Genomic DNA, 17,708 nt, shown 5'->3' with positions numbered 1-17,708 from the left:
CGGGACAGTCCTACCCGAATACTGTGCTTGATGCGCACCTGGCACCTGCCCGCCTTCTACCGGACCTGGACCGCTCAGGACAGCCGGGGCACCTGCGTGAGCCAGCTGGCCCACACCCCCGACGGCCTGCACCTGCGCCTGGGCTGCACCCAGCAGTACGACTTCGCGCTGACGCCGCAGGCCGCGCGGACACTGGCCAAGTCGCTGCGCACCAACACCCCGTGCGTCCAGGGCGCCCTGTCCCTGACCCCCGGTCCGGCGGGTGACACCACGCTCACCGCCACCCTGCCCGCGGACTCCTGGACCCTGGTCCTGGACCGCGACCAGGCCGCCCGCCTGGCCCGGCACCTGGCCGACGCGATGAGTCATCACCAGGCCTGATACCAAAGTCTGATATCCCCCGTACTACCGGCGGGATTTACATTGAATTGATCGCGCAATCGACTGCATCCCTGCTTAGACAGCGCGACTTCTTGCGACCCCCTGCCAGCAAGGAGCCCCCATGACAGCCAAACGCGTACTCGGAATCCTGGCCGCCACCCTGCTGTCCCTGATCACGCTGATCGGCCTGACCCCCTCGGCGATCGCCGCCCCGCAGGCCCGCACCGTCTACTACAACGCCAGCGGCGCCGGTGAGTACCGGGGCACCGCCGACCAGGCGGCCCAGATCTGGAACCAGCGCGTGCCCAACGTCCGCCTGGTCTCCGGTGGCGCGGCCACCATGACCATCCGGGTCACCACCGGCGGCGGCAGCCGCGCCTACCCGCAGGGCCTGGGCCGCGGCCTGGTCTACATCGACCGCAACGACGTCAACGCCGGGCACTACGCGCTGCGCATCATGGCGCACGAGATCGGGCACATCCTCGGCCTGCCGGACAACTACAACGGCGTCTGCTCGCAGCTGATGTCCGGCGGCAGCGCGGGCACCAGCTGCCGCAACCCCAACCCGAACGCCCAGGAGGCGGCGCGGGTGAACCAGCTGTTCGCGGGCGGATTCAGCCCGTCGAGCATCGAGTCCACGGTGTACGACCGGGAACTGGCGGCCGCGTAAGCGACCAGCCGGCGCCGACGGCCCGGACCGCGCGGTGGTCCGGGCCGTCAGGCCGGGTGCAGGCAGAACTCGTTGCCGTCCGGATCGGCCAAAACCACCCAGTCCACCTCGCCCTGGCCCAGGTCGATCCGCTTGGCTCCCAGCGAGACCAGCCGATCCACCTCGGTGGCCAGGTCGCTGTCCGCCGACGGCGTGAGGTCGAAGTGCAGCCGGTTCTTGCCCAGCTTCGGGGCCACCGGCGGCCCGCCCCAGGTGATCTTGGGACCGCCGTGCGGCGAGCGGATCGCGGTCTCCTGGTCCTGGTCCCAGACCAGCGGCCAGCCCAGCGCCTTGCTCCAGAAGTAGCCGACCTCCTGGGTGCCGTCGGAGGAGAGCGCGCCGAGGAACCCGCAGTCGGCCAGGAACTTGTTGCCCGCCTCGATCACGCAGAACTCGTTGCCCTCGGGGTCGGCCAGCACGATGTGGCCCTCCTCCGGGCGCTGGCCGATGTCGAGGTGCCGACCGCCCAGCTCCAGCGCCCGCGCGACCGTGGCCTGCTGGTCCTCGGTGGACTTGCTGGTCAGGTCGAAGTGGACCTGGTTCGGGCCGGGTTTCTCCGCCTCGGTCGGCAGGAACCTGATCCGGAAGCCGGTGTCGTCATCAGGCAGCAGCGCGATGCCGCCGAGGGCGTCCGGCGCGATCTCCCAGTTCAGGACGCCTGCCCAGAAGCGGGCCAGACCGGCGGGGTCCTTGGCGTCGAAGCCGAGCGCGAGCAGGGTGGCGGGCATCCGGCCACGCTAAGAGGTGCGGCAGAGGTGTGCAACGCGATTCCGAGCTGGCCCATTACCGAAATCGGCCCCCGGGGGCGTTCGCCATACCGTCCGGTCGTAGGGTTTCGAATCAGGCGGGTTGCGCTCCGACACCAATCCGTGATCTCGTTCCGGCGTCATCAACACGAGTTGAAAGAGCGGTTCGTGGTTACTCGGCGCGATGTCGCGCGGCTTGCCGGCACTTCGGAGTCGGTGGTCAGCTACGTGCTCAACGCCGGTCCCCGCAACGTCGCGCCGGCCACCCGGGACCGGGTGCTGGCCGCGATCGAGGAGCTGGGCTACCGGCCCAACGCGGTCGCCCGCTCGCTGCGCACCAACCGGACCCGGACCCTGGGCCTGCTGGTGCCGGACAACGCCAACCCGTTCTTCGCCGAGCTGGCCGCCCAGATCGCCGAGGACACCTTCGCCGCGGGGCACTCGCTGCTGCTGGCCAACTCCCGGGAGGACCCCGACCGGGAGGCCGAGCAGGTGCGCACCCTGCTGGACCGCAAGATCGACGGGTTGATGCTGATCCCCGCCTGCGCGCCCACCCAGTGCGTCGAGGACCTGGCCTCCTCCGGGGTGCGGTGCGTGCTGGTCGACCGGGAACTGCCCCGGCTGGCCGCGGGCACCGTGCTCGCCGACCACATCGGCGGCTCGCGGACGGCGGTGGAGCACCTGCTCTGGCACGGGCGGCGGCGGATCGCCTGCGTGGCCGGGCCGCACTGCGCCTCGCCCACCGACGACCGGGTGCTGGGCTGGCGGTCCGCGCTGATCGCGGCCGAGGTCGACCCGGACGAGCTGCCCTTGCTGCACACGCCTTTTGGCCGGATGTCGGCCTACACCGCGGCCACCGAGCTGCTCACCGGCCTGACCTCGGCGGAGCGCCCGGACGCCATCTTCGTCACCAGCGACGAACAGGCCGTCGGGGTGCTGCGGGCGGTGCTGGAGCTGGGCCTGCGGGTGCCGGCGGACATCGCCATCGCCTCCTTCGACGGCATCGCGGGCTCGGCCTACCCGGTGCCCGCGCTCACCACGGTCAGCCAGCCGCTGGCCGCGCTCAGCCAGACCGCGGTGAAACTCCTGCTGGACGCGGAGAACCCGGCAGGCAAACGGATCGTGCTGCCCACCTCCCTGCTGCGCCGCGGTTCCTGCGGCTGCCCTGACCCCGCCGGCGGCGGCTGCTCGGCCCCCGCGCCACCGGTTGCCATTCCCCTGCCCCACTCCGCCGAGCGCTGACAACCAGCCATCATTCTCCAAGCCCCCCAAGGAGTTCGTCCGTGCCGAGGAAATCCTCTGTCGTCGCCGCCGCGGCCGCCATCGCCCTGACCGCGGCCGCCTGCGGCCAGGAGAGCAACGGGCTGACCGTGCCCCCGTCCAGTGGTGACCCCAAGATCTGCCTGGTGATGAAGTCCCTGGCGAACGAGTTCTTCAAGAACATGAAGAAGGGCGCCGAGGACTACGTCGCGGGCCAGGGCGGCATCAAGCTGACCGCCAGCGGCATCCCGAACGAGACCGATGTGGACGGTCAGGTCGCCGAGGTCGAGAAGTGCGTCACGCAGAAGGTGGACGCGATCGTGCTCGCCCCCGCCGACTCCACCGCTCTGATCGCCTCGGTCAAGAAGGCCGTGGACGCCGGCATCAAGGTGGTCAACATCGACGTCGAGCTGGAGGCGGGCGCGCTGCGCCAGGCCAACCTGGACGTGCCCTTCGTCGGGCCGGACAACCGCGAGGGCGCCCGGCTGGCCGGGGTCGAGCTGGCCAAGGTGCTCGGCCCGCGCAGCAAGGTGATCATCCTGGAGGGCATCCCCGGCGCGGCCAACGGCGAGCTGCGGGTCAAGGGCTTCAAGGACGCCATCCAGGAGAACCAGCTGGTGCTGGTCGCCTCCCGCACCGCCAACTGGGAGACCGACCAGGCGCACTCGGTGCTCGGCGCGCTGCTCACCGCCAACGCCGACGTCAAGGGCGTGCTCGCGGCCAACGACAGCATGGCGCTGGGCGCGGTCAAGGCGATCGAGGAGGCCGGGCTCGGCGGCAAGGTGAAGGTCGCCTCCTTCGACAACATCCCGGCGATCAAGCCGTTGCTGCAGAACGGTTCCGTGGTGGCCACCGTGGAGCAGCACGCCACCTCGCAGGCCGCCCGCGGCATCGACCAGGCCATCCGCATGGTCAAGGGCGAGAAGGTCACCGGCTGGCAGAAGACCCCGGTCGAGGTCAAGACCAAGTCCGCCGCGGGCTGAGGCGGACCGGGTGCTCGTGCGGGAACCGCTGCTGCGCCTGTCCGGCCTCGGCAAACGCTACCCCGGGGTGATCGCGCTGGCCGGGGTCGACCTCGAGGTCGCGCCGGGTGAGATCCACGCCCTGGTGGGGGAGAACGGCGCGGGCAAGTCCACCGTGGTCCGGTGCCTCTCCGGCATGGACCAGCCGGACGAGGGCGAGATGACCTTCGACGGCGCCCCGCACGCCCCGGCAGGCCCGGCCGACGCGCTGCGCGCCGGGATCAGGGTGGTGCACCAGGAACTGGCGCTGCTGCCCGAGCTGTCGGTCGCGGAGAACCTGTTCTTCGAGCACCTTCCCCGGCGATTCGGCCTGGTGGACAAGAAGAAGATCCGCCAGGACGCGGTCGAGCTGCTGGCGCGGGTCGGCCTCGCGGTCGACCCGCGCACCCCGGTCGGCCGCCTCGGCCTGGCCGCCAGGCAGCTGGTGGAGATCGCCCGCGCGCTGACCGCGGAGAGCAGGCTGCTGGTGCTGGACGAGCCCACCGCGGCGCTCACCGGCGCGGAGTCCGCCCGGCTGCTGGCCATCCTGCGCGAGCTGGCCGCGGCGGGCACCGCGATCGTGTTCATCTCCCACCACCTGGCCGAGGTGCTGGCCATCGCGGACCGGATCACCGTGCTGCGCAACGGCAAGAGCGTGGCCAGCCAGCTCGCCGCCGGGACCGCGGCGGCCGACCTGGTGCGCCTGATGGTGGGCCGGGACCTGGACCAGGAGTTCCCGGCCCGCGCGGAGGCCGCCCGCGCGCCCGGCGCGGAGCTGCTGCGCGCGGAGTCGCTGCGGGTCTACGGCGGCACCGGGGAGCTGGACCTGGTGGTGCACGCCGGTGAGGTGGTCGGGCTGGCCGGGCTGGTCGGCTCCGGCCGCACCGAGGCGGTCCGCGCGCTCTACGGCGCCGACCGCCGCGCCGGTGGCCGGGTGCTGGTCTGCGGCAAGCCGATCCCGAACGGCCGGCCGGTCCGCTCCGTCCACAATGGACTCGGCATGCTGGCCGAGGACCGCAAGGACCAGGGCCTGCTGCTGGACATGACGGTGGCCGCGAACACCTCGCTGGCCGCGCTGCCGCTGGTCTCGCACTGGGGGCTGCGCAACCGGAAGCTGGAGGACGAGGTGGCCGCCACCCTCGTCGGCCGGCTCGGCGTGCGCACCTCCGGTGTGCGGCAGGCGGTGCGCGCACTCTCCGGCGGCAACCAGCAGAAGGTCCTCTTAGGACGGTGGTTGCTGGCCGACCCGGGCGTGCTCATCGTGGACGAACCCACCAGGGGCGTGGACGTGGGCGCCCGCTACGAGATCCACCGGCTGCTGCTGGAGCTCGCCGACGGCGGCAAGGGCGTGCTGGTGGTCTCCTCCGACCTGCCCGAGCTGATGGGCATCTGCGACCGGATCCTGGTGCTCTCCCGCGGCCGCCTGGCCGGTGAGCTGACCCGCGCGGAGTTCGACGCGGAGAAGATCCTGGCCCTGGCCTACTCGGGCTACCTGACCACCACCGACGAAGAGGACGGGCCGAGTCGATGACCGACCTGCTGACCACGGAGGCGCCCGCGCCGCCCCGATCGCGCAACCGGGTGCTGGGCCAGGTGCTCGGCGAGGCCGGGATCGGCGTGGCGCTGCTGCTGCTGGTCGTGGTGTTCCTGGTCTTCGCCCCGCAGTTCGGCACCGGTCAGAACATCCGCAACATCATGACCCAGATCACCCTCAACACCATCCTCGCCGTCGGCATGACCTTCGTGGTGCTGGTCGGCGGCATCGACCTGTCGGTCGGCTCGGTGCTGGCGCTGTGCGCGGTGGTCTCCGGCAGCCTGATGACCTGGGACGCGATCAGTCCCGGCACCGGGCTGCTGCTGGGTGTGCTGGCCGCGGTGCTGGTCGGCGCGCTGTGCGGACTGGTCAACGGCGCCGTCACCGAACGCTGGAAGGTGCCTGCCTTCATCGTCACCCTGGGCATGCTCTACGTGGCCCGCGGCGCGGCCCAGGAGTACACCGGTGCGCAGACCATCTACAACCTGCCGCGCGAGCTGACCCTGTTCGGCACCGCCACCTTCCTCGGCCTGCCCGCGGTGTTCGTGGTGGCGCTGGCGCTGGTCGCATTGGGCTGGTTCGTGTTGAGCCGCACCGTCTACGGGCGGCTGGTGTACGCGGTGGGCACCAACGAGGAGGCGGTCCGGCTGGCCGGGCACCGCACCGGGTGGGTCAAGGTCAGCGTGTTCGTCATCGCCGGGGTCTGCGTGGGCATCGCCGCGGTGGTCTACATGGCCAGGCTCAACATCGCCAGCCCGATCCTGGGCAGCGGCTACGAGCTCAACGCGATCGCCGCGGTGGTCATCGGCGGGGCCAGCCTCACCGGCGGTCGCGGCTCGATGATCGGCACCCTGCTGGGCGCCTGCCTGCTCGGCGTGCTCAGCAACGGCCTGATCCTGCTGGGCGTCTCCGACTTCCAGCGCACCATGATCACCGGCGGGGTGATCATCGTCGCGGTGGTGCTGGACGCCTACCGCCGCCGGTTCGCCACTCGTCTCAACTCCGTGATGTGAGATCAGTAGGCTCCCGGGTCCGCCAAGGCAACCTCACGGCAACCTGGAGCGTATTTCACGGTGGTGAACGAATACGAACGGTCCACGACCGCGCTGGCAGACCGCCCCCAGACCACCTCGGGGGCGGTTTTCGCGACCCGGCTGCGCGGCTGGCTGACCGCCGAACCGGTGCTGGCCAGCGCCTTCGCCCTGGTTGTCGCGATGGTGATGACCTGGCCGACGCTGGCCGGGCTGAGCACCACCATCCCGCAGGACACCGCCGACCCGCTGCTGCAGGCCTGGCAGGTCGCCTGGAACGGCCACGCGCTGCTCACCGACCCCGGCAACCTGTGGCAGACCAACGCGTTCTTCCCGGCCAAGGACGCGCTGGCCTTCAGCGACAGCCTGCTCGGCTACGCCCCGGCGGGCCTGATCGGCGAGGGCCCGGAAGCCGCGCTGGTCCGGTACAACCTGCTGTACATCTTCGCCTACGCGCTGGCCTGCGCGGGCGGGTACGCGCTGGCCAGGCAGCTGGGCGCGAGCTGGCAGGGCGCCGCGGTGGCGGGTTTCGCCTTCGCCTTCGCGCCGTGGCGGCTGGCGCACGGCGGCCACCTGAACATCCTGTCCACCGGCGGCATCGTGCTGGCCCTGGCGATGCTGGCCCGCGGCCACGGTTTCAGCCTGCGCGAGGGCTACCAGCCCGATCGTGCCCGCCCCGGCTGGGCACTGGCCGGCTGGCTGGTCGCGGCCTGGCAGCTGACCCTGGGCTTCGGCGTCGGCCTGCCCTTCGCCTACGTGCTGGCCGGCGTGGTCCTGGTCGCCGCGATCCGCTGGTTCACCACCGGCCGCCCGCCCTTCCCCCGCCGCCTGCTCGGCGCGGACCTGGCAGGCGGCCTGGCCTTCGCCGCGGTCTCGGTCCTGATGGGCCTGCCCTACCTGCGGGTCCTGGCGGCCAACCCGGACGCCCGCCGCAGCCTGTGGGACGTCGACGTGCACAGCCCACCCTGGTACGGCTTCTTCCTGGCCCCCGGTGAGTCCGCGATCTGGGGCGAGGTCAGCGAACGCGGCCGCGCCGACCTGGCCGCCCCCGCCGAGATGACCCTGCTGGTCGGCATCGTGCTGATCACCCTGGCCGTCTTCGGGTTGCTGGTCTCGGCCTGGTCCCGCAAGGTCCGCTGCTGGCTCGCCGTGGGCACCGCGGTCTCGGTGGTGCTCGCCTTGGGCACCAAGGTCATCGGCGACGGCGAGTACACGTATCTGCTGCTCTACCACTACCTCCCGGCCTGGGACGCCATCCGCACCCCCAGCCGCCTGGTGCTGTGGACCACCCTGCTGCTCGGCCTGCTCGCCGCCGGCGGCATCACCCACCTCGCCGAACGTGCCGCCCAGACCCGGCGCTCCCGGCCGCTGCTCGCTGTGGCCCTGGTGCTGCCCGCCCTGCTGGTGCTGGGCGAAGGCGCCAACCGCACCGCCCACCCCGAGGTGCCTGCCGCCCCCGTCGCGATGAGCACGCTGCGTTCCCCGGCGTTGATCCTGCCCTCGGAGCAGATCGAGGACCAGCAGACCATGTTCTTCTCCACCGACGGCTTCCCGGTGCTGGCCAACGGCGGCAGCGGTTTCCTGCCCAGGATCACCGACGAAATGCGCAAGAAGACCAAGAACTTCCCGGACCGGGAGAGCGTCGCGCACCTGCGGCAGCTGGGGGTGCGCACGGTGGTGGTGCACAACCGGCCACGCAACAACCCGGCGTTCCGGCGGGCCCAGTCCGCGGAGCTGGGGGAGCTGAACGTGACCGTGAAACGGGTGCACGACGACGCTTACGTCTTCTCGCTGGACTGACTCTAGGATGAGCCCTTCACGCCAGGGGGCATGATGACTGAGCAGGTTCCGCCGAGCTCGAACACGGTCAACGGACCGGTGGCCGGCAACTCGGTGCAGGCCGGGATGATCCAGGGCGGCGTGCACTTCTACCTGAACCAGCCCGCGCCGGAGCCGCCGCTCCCACCGCTCCCACCGCTGCCGCTGATCCAGGCGCCCGCGGTCCCACCGGTGCGCCAGGGGCCGCGCAAACGGGTCCTGGTCGCGAAGTTCCTCGGCCGCTGGCTCTGGGCGCTGCTGCCGCTGGTACTGATCAGCGGGGCCGTGGCTGGACTCGGCAACCTGCTGGCCGGGCCGGGCCCGCTGCCGCCGCGGCTGCTGGCCGACCTCGTCGTGCTGCCGGTCGCCGGACTGGTGCTCTGGGTGTGGTCGATGGCCGCCGAACGCCGCTTCCGCGACCTGCTCACGCTGAGCCTGGACAAGCTCACGCCCCAGCGCGTGGCCGGCCTGACCGACCGTCAGCTGACCGTGTTCGCGGTGTGCGCCGCGGTGTTCTGCGTCGCGGGCTTCGTCCAGGAGATGCTGCCGCCCGATCCGCTCCGCACGCGCACCGACGGGCACGTGGCGGTGGTGTTCCTGGCGGTGCTCGCCCTGCTGGCCTTCCGGCAGCTCCGGCACCGGAAAAAGTGCGCGCCGGAGCACACCCGGTTGCCTGAATAGCGTTTATCCGGTTAAGGTCATCCCCGTGACTGCCGGGTCGGCCTTGAGCCACTACCGAGTTGGGTTCCCGGCCTCCGCGTGAGGCCAGGGTGGGCCAGAGGCCCGCCGCCCAGTTGTTCCTTTCCTGACGGTGTCCTCTCCCGTCACTTTCGCGCGCCACCAGCTCGCTGAGCTGCGCTGACGCTCGCCTGCTCCCGCACGTGCCAGTAGCGCCGACGGCTGCGCTGACCGCTGCGCGCATTCCGTACCACCCGCCGCGCTGACGGCTGCCCTTTTCCTTTCCGCTCGTCATCACGAGCGGTGCTCAGTCATGCCCGAAGAATGGAGACAAATGGATTTCAACAAGCAGGTCATCGAGGAGTTCCGGGCCAACAACGGTCGCGTCGGCGGCTATTTCGAGGGTTCCCGGCTGCTGCTCATCACCACCACCGGCGCCCGCAGCGGGCAGCCGCACACCAACCCGGTCGGCTACTACCCGGACGGCGACGGCCGCACCATGATCATCGGCAGTGCCGGTGGCTCGCCCAAGCACCCGGACTGGTTCCACAACCTGGTGGCCAACCCGCTGCTGACGGTCGAGGACGGCGTGTTCACCTACGAGGCCAAGGCCACCGTGCTCACCGGGGAGGCCCGTGACCAGGCGTTCGTCCGCGCGGTGGAAGCCGACGCCGGCTGGGCCGAGTACCAGGCCAAGACCACCAGGGTGATCCCGGTGGTCATCCTGGAGGCCGTCTCCGGGGGGCCGCCGAACGCCAAGTCCCCCGGTGAGGCGCTCAAGCTGGTGCACAACGCGTTCCGGCGGGAGCTGGAGCTGATCCGGACCGAGTTCGCCAAGTCCGGACGGACGCTCGGCGTGCAGCTGCGGATCAACTGCCTGACGCTGTGCGCGGGACTGCACAACCACCACACCGGCGAGGACATGGCGATCTTCCCGTTCCTCACCGACAAGTTCCCCGAGTTCGCGCCCACCATCGAACGGCTGCGCGCCGAGCACGTCCGGATCGAGCAGCTGACCACCGAGCTGCGTGCGGCCCTGGACAACCAGGACGCCGACCCCGCGGTGGTCCTGGCCGAGGTCGAGCGCCTCACCGACGAGCTCGAACGCCACCTCGACTACGAGGAGGCCCAGCTCATCCCGGTGCTGGAAGCCGCCATGTCATGACCCGCGGCGGTCAGACCGCGGTGGGGCCGCCGGGGCGGGTGGTGCGATCTGCCACGACCGTGCGGCCCACCGTGGCGGCCTCCTCGTCGGTGTACCGGCGGAAGCCCTCGGCGGTGACCACCGCGACCACCGGGAAGATGCCGCGGGTCAGGTCGGGGCCGCCGGTGGCGGTGTCCTCGTCGGCGGCGTCGTAGAGCGCCTCCACACAGGCCCGCACCGCCTGCTGCTCGGACAGGCCCGGCCGGAACAGCTTCTTCAGCGCGCTGTTGGCGAACACCGAGCCCGAGCCGACCGCGGCGTAGGTGGTCTCCTCGGTGCGGCCGCCGATCACCTCGTAGGTGAAGATCCGCCCGATGCCCCTGGTCACGTCGAACCCCGCGTACAGCGGCACCACCGCCAGCCCCTGCTGGGCCAGCCCGAAGTTGCCCTTGACCATGGAGTTCAGCTGGTTGGCCTTGCCCTCCAGGGTCAGCGAGACACCCTCGATCTTCTCGTAGTGCTCCAGCTCGACCTGGAACAGCCGGACCAGCTCGACCGCGATGCCCACGGTGCCCGCGAAGGCGACCACCGAGTGCTCGTCGGCCTGCCGGACCTTCTCCAGGTCGCGCTGCGCGATCAGGTGGCCCGCGGTCGCCCTGCGGTCACCGGCCATCACCACGCCACCGTCGAAGACCGCCGCCAGCACCGTGGTGCCGTGCGGGGCGCTGACCGCCGTGCGCGGCACCTGGTGCCAGGGCAGCAGGTGCGGTGCCTCGGTCGACAGGTGGCGGAGGAACGAGGAGTCGGCCATGTCGATCAGCTAAGCGCACGGCGGCCTACCTGGACAAGCGGGCTAGGCGGTTGGCCGGAAGAACCCGACAAGCGGGCTAGGCGGTTGGCCGGAAGAACCCCAGGAACGGCATGCCGACATTGGTGGTGCGCAGCGGGGTCAGCCGCACCGGGTCACCGGCCTCGATCATCCGGCCCCGGTCCACGTACATCGCCACGTGCCCCTGCCACACGATCAGGTCGCCGGGCCGCAGGTCCGTGCGGTCCACCGGCTGTCCCACCGCCTGGTCGGTGGAGTGCCGGGGCAGCGCCACCCCAGCCTGCCGGTAGGCCCAGCTGGTCAGCCCGGAGCAGTCGAAGCTCTCACCCGGCTTCACCGCGCCCCACTCGTACGGCAGCCCGAGCTGGCTCAGCGCCGCGTGCACCGCGGTGGCCGCCCGCTCCGAGGGCGCCCGGCCGCCGAAGACCGCGGGCGCGGGCAGGCCGCCGTTGGCGACCAGCAGCTCCCGCCAGGTCAGCCGGTCCACCCTGCCGGTCACCGGCAGGGCCCGGTCGGCCTGGAACCCGCGCACCGCGGCGGTGGTGCCGGGCCCGTAGGCCGGGTTCTTCGGGGACAGCCGCGCGCCGACCGCCTTGGTCAGCAGGGTCTTGAGCTGGCGCACCGACTCGGCGTCCCTGCTGCCGGTCCGCAGCGTGGGCAGGGCGGCGGCGACCCGGTCCATCCGCTGCCGCAGCTGGGCCTCGGCCAACCGTTCGGTCAACTGGGGCAGGCCCGCGCACAGCTCGGCCCGGCGGCGCAGGTGCTCCCGCTGTAGCCGGTCCGCGGAGGCGGCCACCACCCCGGTCCAGCCGCGCGCGACCCCGGCGAGCGCCGGGTCGGGCTGCGGCTCGGCGCACAGCTGCTCGACACCGGTGAGCACGGTCCGCGCGGCCTTGAGGTCACCGGCGCGCACGCTCTGGTCGAACCTGGTCAGCGCGGCCTCCACCGCGGCCAGGCGGCGCTGGGTCTCGGCGACCCTGGCCAGCGCCTCGGTCGCGACCACCTGGGTGGCCGGCCGGGCGGCGGGGGAGAGGACGGGCGGTGCGGCGGGAGGGTCCAGGGCTTCGTCGGCGGGCGCGGCCGAAGCCACGGCGGGCGCCGACACGAGCGTGGCCACTCCGAAGGTCAACAGGGCGAGACGCGCCCCGGCTCGGCCAGACGGCATTCGGTGATCTCCCCGGTGTGCTCGTCGTGATTGGTGTTCGCTGTGCGTGGCCAGGGTTAGCACAGCCCGCCGCCGGGTGCCGGGCGCACTCCGCCTGCCCGCCACCGGATTCATCCGTTCGCGGCAGCGGAGTCCACTGTGGACCCTGATCGGTGGTTGCGCCGGAAACTTGGTCACGCAGCGAGTTCGTTCATCAGTCCGAGGTGGACAGTCCACAAGCCACGGTAACCGGACAAGGGGAACGCGTTACCCGTTAGGGGTTCTCCGGGAGAGGTCTGGTTTAGCAGCCCTGATGATCGTGCCGGCGCGCTGTCCGTGGCGCCGCAAGCGTACGGGAGGTTCTCGGTGGCTAGTGGTGAGGGCCGGCGGCACAGACGCTGGCGGAGCAGGGTGGCGGCGGGGATCACCCCGGCACTGATGGTGGGCGGTCTGACCATCGCCGGTGGCGGTGTCGCCCCGCCCGCGGCACAGGCACAGCCACCGGTCTGTCCAGCAGGCACCACCGCGGTGCCGATCACCTGGGGCGCCAACGGCGCGGTGAAGTGGCCGCGCAACTCCACCAGCGCCTCGGCCACCAATATCGCGGGCTCCGGCCTGGACCTCAACATCTCCCTCAGCGACCCGGCCAACCGCAACGGCGACGACTCGAACCCGTTGCAGGACACCGGTGAGGCCAACTCCGGCGGCAGCCTGTTCGGCTGGGACCCGCGCACCTACACCGAGACCGACGGCGCCTTCGGGCCCGGCTTCCTCACCATCGAGATGAACAGCCTCAACGTCGGCGACACCATGACGTTCCGGTTCAAGTTCTCGCACCCGGTGCTGCTGCCCAACTTCTCCGTCGGCGACATCGACTACGCGGGCCTGGGCGCCTCCCCGGCCGAGGAGCCGTGGAACTCCTTCCAGGACCAGATCCTGTTCACCGCCAACCGCCAGGGCCTGCCGGTCGGCGTCACGCTGACCCCGCTCGGCGGGCCCCGCCCGGTGATCACCGGCGGCACCGCGGTCGGCGGCCCCTACCAGCTCAACACCATCGGCGACGTCAACCCGGACGACCCGGCGGGCACGCTGCGCGGCCGGACCAACGAGCCGGTCACCGAGTTCGTGCTGGCCTACTCCAACGGCCCCGACGACGAAGCCGCCGAAGCGGGTCCCAGCTACCCGCCGCCGATCCCGCCGCTGACCGCGCCGGCCAACTCGGTCTCCGACAGCCACGCGGTGCGGCTCAACTTCTTCACCACCTGCCTGGGCACCGGCAGCATCGGCGACACCCTCTACACCGACATCGACGGCGACGGCAAGCAGGACCCCGGCGAACCCGGGATCGCCGGGGTCAAGGTGCAACTCCTTGACCCGCAAGGCAATGTGGTGCAGACCGCGACCACGGACGCCAACGGCAAGTACCTGTTCGAGCAGCTGCCCGCCTTCGACTGGACCGTGCGGGTCGACCCGGCCACGTTGCCCGCCGGGTACACCCAGACCGGGGATCCCGATGCCACCAAGGACAACAAGACCCTGGTGAAGCTCAGCGCCGGTCAGGACGTGCTGACCGCGGATTTTGGCTACCGCCCGCCGCTGGGCACGGTCTCCGGCACGGTGTTCAGCGACCGCAACGACAACGGCGCGCTGAACAACCCCGATGACGGCGGGATCGCCGGGGTCACGGTGACCCTCACCGGTCAGGACCTGGCCGGGAACCCGGTCAGCCTGACCACGACCACCGGCGCGGACGGCAAGTACTCCTTCCCGAACGTGCCCGCAGGCACCTACCAGGTGAAGGAGACCCAGCCACCGGGCTACAACGACGGCAAGGACACCCCGGGCACAAACGCCGCCGCGGCCGGGAACGACGCCTTCACGGTCACGCTGCCACCGGGCGGATCCAGTCCTGGCAACAACTTCGCCGAGCTGCCCACGGGCAGCCTGGCCGGTCAGGTGTACGTGGACGCCAACAACAACGGCGTGCGCGACACCGGCGAGGCCCCGATCCCCGGCACCACGGTCAAGCTCACCGGCACCGATGACGCGGGCAACCCGGTCAACCTGACCACGACCACCGCCGCCGACGGCAGTTACACCTTCGGCCGGCTCCGGCCCGGCAGCTACACGGTCACCGAGACCCAGCCGGCGGGCTACCTCGACGGCAAGGACAAGGCGGGTTCCGCTCGCGGCGAGCTCGGCGACGACACCGTCACCGGGGTCACCCTCGGCCTCGGCCAGGCGGCCACCGGCTACGACTTCGGCGAACTGCCGCCTGCCGGGATCTCCGGCAAGGTGGTGGAGGACGACGGCACGCCGATCCCCGGTGTGACGATCACGTTGACCGGCACCGACGCCGACGGCAAACCGGTGAACAAGACCACAACGTCCACTTCGGACGGTTCCTGGTCGTTCCCGAACCTGCCGCCGGGCAACTACAACGTGACCGAGACCCAGCCGCCCGGCTTCGGTGACGGCCCGGACACCCCCGGCCCGGCCGGTGGTTCGGCCACCCCGCCGGACACCATCAGCGGCATCACCCTCGACCCCGGCGAGAACGCGCCCGGCAACGTCTTCACCGAGCAGCGGTCCTCGATCGCGGGCCAGGTCTACGCCGATGCCAACAACAACGGCGTGCGCGATGCCGGTGAAGCGCCGATCCCCGGCGCCACCGTGACGTTGACCGGCACGGACGCCAACGGCCAGCCGGTCAGCAAGACCGCCACCACCGACGCCGAAGGCAAGTACGTCTTCGACCGGCTGCTCTCCGGCGGCTACACGGTGACCGAGACCCAGCCGCCGGACTACCTGGACGGCAAGGACAAGGCGGGCAGCGCGGGCGGCCTGGCCGGCAACGACACCGTCGCCGCGATCCTGCTGCCCGGCGGCACCGCGGCCACCGGCTACGACTTCGGCGAGCTGGTCCCGGCCGGGATCTCCGGCAAGGTCACCGAGGACGACGGCACCCCGATCCCGGGCGTGACGATCACGTTGACCGGCACCGACGCCAGTGGCAACCCGGTCAACAAGACCACCACGACGAAACCGGACGGCACCTGGTCGTTCCCGAACCTGCCTCCTGGCACCTACACGGTGACCGAGACGCAGCCGCCCGGATTTGGCGACGGGCCGGACACCCCAGGTTCCGCCGGTGGCACGGTGATGCTGCCGGACACCATCAGCGGCATCACGCTGACACCGGGCCAGAGCGGTACCGAGTACGTGTTCAAGGAAACCAGGGCCATGATCGGTGGCCACGTCTACGTCGATGCCAACAACAACGGCATCATGGACAGCGGTGAGACCGGGATCGACGGTGCCACGGTCACGTTGACCGGCACCGACGCCAACGGCCAGCCGGTGAGCAAGACGGTGACCACCGCGAACGGTGGCTCCTACGAGTTCACCAAGCTGTTGTCCGGCAACTACACCGTGACCGAGACCCAGCCGGGCGACTACCTCGACGGCAAGGACAAGGCCGGTAACGCCGGTGGCACGGTCAGCAACGACAAGGTGGCCGGCATCAACCTGCCCGCGGGCAGCGCGGCCATGGGCTACGACTTCGGCGAACTGCCCCCGGCCGGGATCTCCGGCAAGGTCGTGGAGGACGACGGCACCCCGATCCCGGATGTGACGATCACGTTGACCGACAAGGACGGCAACAAGACCACCGCCACGACGAAGGAAGACGGCACCTGGTCGTTCCCGAACCTGCCGCCCGGCACCTACACGGTGACCGAGACGCAGCCGCCGGGCTTCGGCGACGGCCCGGACACCCCCGGTTCCGCCGGTGGCACCCCGCAGCTGCCGGACACCTTCAGCGGCATCACGCTGACGCCCGGCCAGAGCGGCACCGGGTACACCTTCACCGAGAAGCGGTCCTCGCTCGCGGGCACGGTGTACGTGGACACCAACAACAACGGGGTCCAGGACGCCGGTGAACCCGGCATCCCCGGTGCCACGGTGACCCTCACCGGCACCGACGCCGCCGGGAAGCCGGTGGCCATGAACGTGGTCACCGACGCCAAGGGCGACTACCTGTTCGACCGGCTGCTCGGTGGCGACTACACCGTCACCGAGACCCAGCCCGCGGACTACGCCGACGGCAAGGACGCGGTCGGTTCCGCGGGCGGCACGCTGGCCCCGCCGGACTCGGTCAAGCTGACGCTGCCTGCGGGCACCGCGGCCACCGGGTACGACTTCGGCGAGGTCGGGGCCGCGATCACCGGCACCGTGTGGGTGGACACCGACGGCGACGGCGTGCTGGACCCGGCCGAGGCCAAGCGCCTGTCCGGGGTGGAGATCGTGTTGCTGGACAAGGACGGGAAGGAGGTCGGCAAGACCAGCACCGACGCCGCCGGCAACTACGCCTTCCCCGGTCTGCCGCCCGGTGACTACACCGTGCGGGAGAACCAGCCGGGTGGCTACGGCACCACCACCCCGGACGAGGTGAAGGTGACCGTGCCCGCGGGTGGCACCGGCAAGGCGGACTTCGGCGAGCAGCTCGGCTCGATCGGTGACTTCGTCTGGGCGGACACCAACGCCGACGGCGTGCAGGACGCGGGTGAGCCCGGGGTGGCCGGGGTGACCGTGGTCCTCTACGACGACAAGGGCGCCGAGGTGGCCAAGACCACCACCGGGGCCGACGGCAAGTACCGGTTCACCGATGTCCCGGCGGGCAGCTACCAGGTCGGCTTCCAGCTGCCCGGTGGCAAGGCGTTCACGCCCGCGGGCAAGGGCACCGACGCCACCGGGTCCGACCCGGACATCGTGACCGGCCGCACCCCGGCGATCGCGATCACGGTGGCGGACGGCAAGATCACCCAACGGTCCGATGTGGACGCTGGTCTGGTGGCGGCCAAGGCGGACCTCGCGGTGGAGCTGACCGTGGACCGGCCGACCGCCAACACCGGCGAGAAGGTCACCTACACCGGCGTGGTCAGCAACACCGGCAACACCCCGGTGCAGGGCCAGGAGTACCGGCAGACCGTGCCGCCCGGCCTGACCATCACCTCGGTGACCGGCGACGGCTGGACGTGCTCGGTCAACGGCCAAGAGGTCGTGTGCACCCGGCCGGACGTGCTGCTGCCCGGCGGCAAGACCCCGCCGGTGACGGTGGTGACCGCCGCGAAGACCCCAGGGGCCTCGCTGGTGAGCACCGCGACCACCAAACCCCTTGACGGGCAGGTGGAAACCACGTTGACCAACAACACCGACACTGTCGACCTCACCGTGAACGCGGGTAAGCCGGACCCCGGCAAGCTGGCCGGCCCGGGCAAGCTGGCCGACACCGGTGAGGAGACCGGGCCGCTGGTCGCCTGGGGCCTGCTGCTCCTGTTGGGCGGCAGCGGGCTGGTGGCCACGACCTTCCGGAAACGGAGGCGCCGCAGCTGATCTGACCGAGTGACCAACCGGGCCGGTGTCCACAGTGGA

13 protein-coding genes are annotated in these 17,708 nt (G+C 71.2%); 10 read left to right on the top strand and 3 right to left on the bottom strand.

Features of this window, described 5'->3' with window-relative positions:
• Positions 1–30: 30 nt before the first annotated feature.
• Both M8C13_RS03465 and M8C13_RS03460 read left to right on the top strand, forming a co-directional pair.
• Entirely contained in the window at positions 31–381 is a 351-nt protein-coding gene (locus M8C13_RS03465) for a hypothetical protein (RefSeq protein WP_252478970.1), read from the top strand.
• Between the two features lie 121 nt (positions 382–502).
• The gene (locus tag M8C13_RS03460) at positions 503–1,051 is read left to right on the top strand and encodes a snapalysin family zinc-dependent metalloprotease (protein ID WP_252478969.1); all 549 of its coding nucleotides are present in this window, start codon (positions 503–505) and stop codon (positions 1,049–1,051) included.
• Between the two features lie 47 nt (positions 1,052–1,098).
• On the opposite strand, the gene M8C13_RS03455 is transcribed toward M8C13_RS03460, so the two are convergent.
• Positions 1,099–1,818 (bottom strand): VOC family protein, encoded by a 720-nt coding sequence (locus tag M8C13_RS03455; RefSeq protein WP_252478968.1) that lies wholly within the window; start codon positions 1,816–1,818, stop codon positions 1,099–1,101.
• A gap of 186 nt (positions 1,819–2,004) precedes the next feature.
• Between M8C13_RS03455 and M8C13_RS03450 the strand changes: the two genes are divergently transcribed.
• From M8C13_RS03450 to M8C13_RS03420, 7 genes are all read left to right on the top strand, one after another.
• Positions 2,005–3,078, top strand: coding sequence for a LacI family DNA-binding transcriptional regulator (locus tag M8C13_RS03450; RefSeq protein WP_252478967.1), 1,074 nt, complete (start codon positions 2,005–2,007; stop codon positions 3,076–3,078).
• A 41-nt stretch (positions 3,079–3,119) separates the two neighbouring features.
• Positions 3,120–4,079, top strand: a complete 960-nt coding sequence (locus M8C13_RS03445) for a sugar ABC transporter substrate-binding protein (RefSeq protein WP_252478966.1) — start codon at positions 3,120–3,122, stop codon at positions 4,077–4,079.
• 10 nt (positions 4,080–4,089) lie between these two features.
• Positions 4,090–5,628 (top strand): sugar ABC transporter ATP-binding protein, encoded by a 1,539-nt coding sequence (locus M8C13_RS03440; protein WP_252478965.1) that lies wholly within the window; start codon positions 4,090–4,092, stop codon positions 5,626–5,628.
• A complete protein-coding gene (locus M8C13_RS03435) occupies positions 5,625–6,644 on the top strand; it encodes an ABC transporter permease (protein WP_252478964.1) in 1,020 nt (339 codons plus the stop codon). Before M8C13_RS03440 ends, M8C13_RS03435 begins: the two co-directional genes overlap by 4 nt.
• Positions 6,645–6,707: 63 nt before the next feature.
• The gene (locus M8C13_RS03430; protein ID WP_252478963.1) at positions 6,708–8,462 is read left to right on the top strand and encodes a hypothetical protein; all 1,755 of its coding nucleotides are present in this window, start codon (positions 6,708–6,710) and stop codon (positions 8,460–8,462) included.
• Positions 8,463–8,495: 33 nt separating this feature from the next.
• A complete protein-coding gene (locus M8C13_RS03425; protein WP_252478962.1) occupies positions 8,496–9,161 on the top strand; it encodes a hypothetical protein in 666 nt (221 codons plus the stop codon).
• Positions 9,162–9,492: 331 nt separating this feature from the next.
• Entirely contained in the window at positions 9,493–10,323 is an 831-nt protein-coding gene (locus M8C13_RS03420) for a nitroreductase/quinone reductase family protein (RefSeq protein ID WP_252478961.1), read from the top strand.
• Positions 10,324–10,333: 10 nt separating this feature from the next.
• Here M8C13_RS03420 and prcB read toward each other — a convergent pair whose 3' ends face one another.
• Positions 10,334–11,113 (bottom strand): proteasome subunit beta, encoded by a 780-nt coding sequence (prcB, locus tag M8C13_RS03415; RefSeq protein ID WP_252478960.1) that lies wholly within the window; start codon positions 11,111–11,113, stop codon positions 10,334–10,336.
• Between the two features lie 76 nt (positions 11,114–11,189).
• A complete protein-coding gene (locus tag M8C13_RS03410) occupies positions 11,190–12,248 on the bottom strand; it encodes an NlpC/P60 family protein (RefSeq protein ID WP_252478959.1) in 1,059 nt (352 codons plus the stop codon).
• 438 nt (positions 12,249–12,686) lie between these two features.
• Between M8C13_RS03410 and M8C13_RS03405 the strand changes: the two genes are divergently transcribed.
• Entirely contained in the window at positions 12,687–17,669 is a 4,983-nt protein-coding gene (locus M8C13_RS03405) for an SdrD B-like domain-containing protein (RefSeq protein ID WP_252478958.1), read from the top strand.
• Positions 17,670–17,708: the final 39 nt, after the last annotated feature.

This window comes from Crossiella sp. SN42, from assembly GCF_023897065.1.
Taxonomy (GTDB): domain Bacteria; phylum Actinomycetota; class Actinomycetes; order Mycobacteriales; family Pseudonocardiaceae; genus Crossiella.
This window is presented reverse-complemented; position numbering and strand designations above follow the sequence as displayed.